At 38.2% G+C, this 1871-nt stretch carries 1 protein-coding gene; it reads left to right on the top strand.

Going from position 1 to position 1871, the window contains the following annotated elements; translation table 11 throughout:
- Positions 1–35 precede the first annotated feature (35 nt).
- Positions 36–1790 (top strand): IS1634 family transposase, encoded by a 1755-nt coding sequence (locus ODU55_RS11605; protein ID WP_398582907.1) that lies wholly within the window; start codon positions 36–38, stop codon positions 1788–1790.
- Positions 1791–1871: the final 81 nt, after the last annotated feature.

Here is a 1871-nt window from a genome sequence, read left to right as displayed (position 1 = left end):
TCGTACTGTGATATAATAGAGTGAGGTGCGAATCTATGAGAGTTAAAAAATCAGTATCTAAAAATACAATCAATTATGCCATTATCAAAGATATTAAGGTTGGAAATAAAAGAACTTCTACCATTGTCGAAAATCTCGGCAATCATGAAACTCTTCAACAGCTATATCCCGAAATGGAACCTATGGAATGGGCAAAATTGCGGGCTAAGGAGTTAACCGAACTCGATAAAGAAGATAAACAAGAAATCTTAATCAAACTACATGAGAATAAACAGTTAAAACAAAATCAACGAAATGAGTATCATGGGGGATATTTGTTTCTACAGAATATCTATTATCAGTTGGGATTGGATAAAATCTGTCGCGATATTCAGAAAAGGTATCACTTTAGTTTTCACTTAGATACCATTCTGTCTCGCCTCCTCTACGGCAGAATCCTATTCCCATCCTCTAAACGATCTACCGCTCATTTTTCACAAACTCTCCTAGAACCTAAAACTCTGGAACTCCAGCACCTCTACCGAGGATTAGAAATCATTGCCAAAGAGACGGATTTCATTCAAGAACAACTCTATAAAAACTCAGCTACTCTTTCCGCTCGTAAGACAGATGTTCTCTATTACGACTGTACAAATTTCTATTTCGAAATTGAGGAAGAAGATGAGGAGGGGCAACTGAGACAATATGGCTATTCTAAGGAACATCGACCAAATCCAATCGTTCAAATGGGCTTATTTATGGATTCTCAAGGAATTCCACTAGCTTTCTCTATAACACCCGGTAATACAAATGAACAGACGACCATGAAACCTTTAGAGAAGAAGATTATCAAGGATTTTGAAAAAGCTCAATTTGTGGTCTGTACAGATGCTGGACTTTCTTCTATTGGTAATAAGCGCTACAATAACATCAGCGGGAGAGCTTTTGTCACAACTCAATCTGTCAAAAAGTTAAAGAAAGAAGACAAAGATTGGGCAACATCTTCTACAGGTTGGCGGTTAATGGGGGATCAGTCTGGGACATTCTATGATATTTCTGCACTAGATGAAAGCAAGCCTGACCTTCTCTACAGACAAGTCTTCTACAAAGAATGCCCCATGCCTCAAGACGGTCTAGAAGACCAACGATTGATTGTAACCTTCTCAGCTAAATACAGAGATTACCAAAGAAAGATACGAGAACGCCAGATTCAACGTGCTTCAAAATGGCTGGGAAAACCAGCTGATTACAAGAAGAAACAATCTACAGATCCAAAGCGTTTCCTCAAAGTAACAGAGACAACAAGGGATGGGGAAATAGCTGAGAAAACGTTTATTGAGTTGGACGAGGATCGTGTTCTTTCTGAAGCAAGATTTGATGGGATATATGCGGTGATGACAAACTTAGACGATTCGATTGAGACCATTGTGTCCATTAATCAGAGACGATGGGAGATTGAAGAATGTTTCCGTATTATGAAACACGAACTGAAGGCTAGACCGGTTTATCTAAGTCGAGAAGATCGTATTTCTGCTCACTTTACAACTTGCTTTCTTGCTCTTATAATCTATCGCTACTTAGAGCTGGCAGTGCATAAGCAATTCACATGTACTGAACTCATTGAAACCTTACGGTCATACACCTTTAGGTACCTTACTGGTTTTGGTTACCTACCAAACTATACTCGGACCGCTATTACTGATGAATTGCATCAGACATTTGGTTTCAGAAGTGATTATCAAATTATTAGCGAAAAAAAGATGAAAAAAATTTTACAAGCGTCAAAATCGAGAAAAAGTACGCATTTTTGATATAAAAAGAAAACCTCTCTAAACCCTTGATATGCATAGGGTTAGGGAGGTTTTTGTCGTTTAAAACTGTCAAAGACGGGA

This window comes from Streptococcus sp. 2022WUSS037, assembly GCF_044427225.1.
Lineage (GTDB): Bacteria > Bacillota > Bacilli > Lactobacillales > Streptococcaceae > Streptococcus.
The sequence above is the reverse complement of the archived record's forward strand: the minus strand, read 5'-3'. Positions and strand labels throughout refer to the sequence as shown.

Excerpts from the sequence above, each read along its gene's own strand:
- ODU55_RS11605 (WP_398582907.1), top strand. The coding sequence starts at position 36 with ATGAGAGTTAAAAAATCAGTATCTAAAAATACAATCAATTATGCCATT.